4 protein-coding genes are annotated in these 3645 nt (G+C 28.9%); all 4 read left to right on the forward strand.

Going from position 1 to position 3645, the window contains the following annotated elements; genetic code table 11:
- The first annotated feature begins 8 nt into the window (after positions 1 to 8).
- Positions 9 to 1553, forward strand: coding sequence for a glutamate/gamma-aminobutyrate family transporter YjeM (yjeM, locus tag ACRDDE_RS11375; RefSeq protein ID WP_438627408.1), 1545 nt, complete (start codon positions 9 to 11; stop codon positions 1551 to 1553).
- Positions 1554 to 1697: 144 nt separating this feature from the next.
- The gene (locus ACRDDE_RS11380) at positions 1698 to 2519 is read left to right on the forward strand and encodes a hypothetical protein (protein WP_438627402.1); all 822 of its coding nucleotides are present in this window, start codon (positions 1698 to 1700) and stop codon (positions 2517 to 2519) included.
- A 276-nt stretch (positions 2520 to 2795) separates the two neighbouring features.
- A complete protein-coding gene (locus ACRDDE_RS11385) occupies positions 2796 to 2936 on the forward strand; it encodes a hypothetical protein (RefSeq protein WP_438627404.1) in 141 nt (46 codons plus the stop codon).
- A gap of 222 nt (positions 2937 to 3158) precedes the next feature.
- The coding region (locus ACRDDE_RS11390; protein ID WP_438627406.1) for an RNA polymerase sigma factor at positions 3159 to 3645 on the forward strand (487 nt) is incomplete at its 3' end.

Genomic DNA, 3645 nt, shown 5'->3' on the forward strand with positions numbered 1-3645 from the left:
GGATTCACATGTCACAACCAAGCAATAATAATGTTAAAAAGCTTACGCTAGTACCATTAATACTTATGATATTTACATCGGTATTTGGATTTGGTAATATGCCAAGAGCATTCTACTTAATGGGGTATGCAGCTATACCATGGTACGTATTAAGTGCTGTACTATTCTTTATACCATATGCATTTATGATGGCTGAATATGGATCTGCATTTAAAAAAGAAAGTGGAGGTATGTATTCATGGATGGAAAAATCTGTAGGAGCTAAATATGCTTTTATAGGTACATTTATGTGGTACGCATCTTATGTAATTTGGATGGTAAGTGTTTCTTCTAGTTTATGGATACCATTATCAAATGCTATATTTGGTACAGATGTTACAGGAAGTTGGAGCTTATTTGGATTAACATCAGTTCAAACTTTAGGAATATTAGGTGTAATATGGATAGCAGTTGTTACATTTGTAGCTACTAAAGGAGTTGACAAAATAAGTAAAATAACTTCTATAGGTGGAACTGCTGTTGCACTACTTAATATAGTCTTATTAGTTGGAGGTATATTAGTAGTAGTTTTAACTGGGGAATTAGCAGAACCTATAAGTAATGCGGCTCAAGCCTTCACTATATCACCAAGTCCTGATTACCAAGGTTTTGTGCCTGTTTTATCATTCTTAACATTTGCAGTATTTGCATTTGGAGGGTTAGAAGTTTTAGGTGGTCTTGTTGACCAAACTGAAAATGCTGAAAAAACGTTCCCTAAAGGGCTTGCAATATCTGCAGTAGTTATATCTGTAGGATATGCAATTGGTATATTTGCATGTGGTATGTTTACTAACTGGAGTGAAGTATTATCTGGAGAAAATGTAAATATGGCAAATGCTACATATGTATTAATGGCAAATTTAGGATACAAAGTAGGAATAGGATTTGGGTTATCTGAAAGTATAGCTCTTACTATGGGAGCTTGGACTGCTAGATTTGTTGGGTTCTCAATGTTCTTAGCATTAACTGGAGCATTCTTTACATTAACTTATTCTCCTCTTAAAACGTTAATACAAGGAGCACCAAAAGAATTATGGCCTGGCAAATTAGGAGACTTAAAAAATAGTATGCCTGTAAATGCTATGAAAGTTCAAGCGATTATAGTAATATGTATTATTTTATTAGTATCTTTTGGAGGAAGTAACGCAAAACAATTCTTTACAATACTAACTTTAATGACAAATGTTGCAATGACTATAACATATATGTTCTTATCAGCAGCATTCCCAGCATTTAAGAAAAAGCAATTAAAGGGAGAAATACCAAAGGAATATGTTGTGTTTAAATCTCAGGCTAGTGCTACTATATCAGCTATAATAGTAACTGGAATAGTAGGATTCGCTAATGTATTTACTATAATAGAACCTCTAATGGATTCTCCTGCAAGAGTAGGTGATACATTAACTATGGTAGGTGGACCATTAGTATTTGCATTAATAGGATTTGTATTGTTTACAGTATATGAGAAAAAACATAGTTTAAAAGAAAGTAAAAATGAAAAAGTTGTAGGATAGATAAAAAAGGAGGGGGGATTACTCTCCTTTTTTTTACGCTTAAAAAAATTACATATATAAGAAATTGTTGATAATAGTTTTAGAAAATTTAAAATTATTGTATAATAAATTGAAACTATAATTAGTATTTAAGGATGTGTGTAAATGAGTGTAAAAATATATGATAAGGATAACCCTAGTTTAGTTAACTCTATGGTATGCGCAATAGATATATTAGGATTTTCTCAGATGATAGTAGATTCTTGCCAAGAAGGATATGGAGATAAACTACTTAAAGAAATCAATTATCTTATAAATAAAAATAAACAGTGCATAATCCCTAATAAATATAGTAAAGGAAAGATTAAAATATTTACTGACAATATGGTTGTTGCATATCCTATAAATGGAGATGGAGAAGAAGAATTAGACGAGATATTAGAAAATGTATCAGAGTATCAGTTTAACTTATCTTTAGAAGGTTTATTTGTAAGAGGTGGAGTTAGTGTTGGAGAATTTTATATAAATGATGATATAGTATTCGGCCCAGCTCTTCTTGATGCTCACAATACAGAAAGTAACGTATCTTGTTATCCAAGAATTGTACTTGATGACAAGACTGTAAAAAGACTACAAAAATATATAAATTATTACGATGTAGCTCCCCAAAAGAATAAGATACTTATAGATAGTGATGGCCAGTGGTTTTTAAACTACCTAAATACTATATTTAAATATTATACAGAGTGTAGTAATGACTATGAATTTGAGAGAGTTCAACAAGAGCTATTGTTTAGACATAAAAAGAAGCTTGAAGAATTACTACATAAACATAAAACGAATATAGTAGTTTGGGATAAGTATGTTTGGACAGCTAATTATCATAATTACTTCTGTGACTTACATTTCCCAGATGAAAAATGGCTTAAAATAGCTAAAAAGGATTTGCTATCATGGCCAAGACAAATTTTAAATAGCGATATATAATATAAAAATAGCTGTATTTAGTATAAAATGGACTAAATACAGCTATTTTAAATTTTTCAAAAGGATATATATATAAACGCATCAAACTCTATAAATAAGTATATTTAGGAGGGGTTTTATGAGAGAAAGTAATTACGATGAAACTATGTTTTTGCACTATGGTGAAAAGCTGTTTACATCAGGAATGGCTGCAATATCTTCTGCATTATGCACTTTATAAAACCAAACGGCCATATAATTACATTAAAAAATATCTATGGACCTGTGAATAACTTTATGGGGAGTTATTTAAAAGAGATGACTCCAGACAAGTTTGAGGCTATGGGAATTAGTTTAGGAAGCATAAGACTTTCTATAGTATTAGAAAATTATAATGACTTAATATGTGATTTAGAAAAAGCACTTAGCATATTATAAATTAAAATTAGAAAAACTATTAAAAATAAAAGTGAAGTTTTTTTAGAGTATCATTAGATAATGATACTCTTTTTAAATTGATGAAAACTAAACTAAATAAGAAATTATAAGAAATTATAAGAAATTATAAAAAATTATATATAAATTAAAAAAATTAAAACTTTTTACTGTATATAAAGCGTCTATATATATGTAAGGTGAAAGGAGGTCTATAGATTTAAAATGAAATTATTGAGCTCAAATAAAAAAATTAAAGAAAAGAAAGTCAAAGACTATATAGTAAACAATCAAGAAAGTTTTTACAAAGTAGCATATAGTTATGTAAAAAATCAAGATGATGCATTAGATATAGTACATGATTCTATATGTAAGGCACTTTCAAAATTAGATTCTCTTAAAGATGAAGAAGCTATTAAACCATGGTTTTATAAAATTTTAATAAATAGTTCTGTAGACTACATAAGAAAAAATAGTAAGTATGTAACTTTAGGAGAAGAATTGTTATTTGACGAACACAATTCAAATGACACATATACGGATATAGATCTTCAAAGAGCACTAGAAAAGCTTCCAGAAGAATATAGAGTTATTATAGTTTTAAGATACTTTGAAGATATGAAAATAGATGAGATAGCAAATGTACTATCACAAAATACAAATACAATAAAAACTAAACTTTATACTGGACTTAGAAGACTTAAGATAAAAA

The organism is Paraclostridium sp., from assembly GCF_051656405.1.
In the GTDB taxonomy this organism is placed as follows: Bacteria; Bacillota; Clostridia; order Peptostreptococcales; family Peptostreptococcaceae; genus Paraclostridium.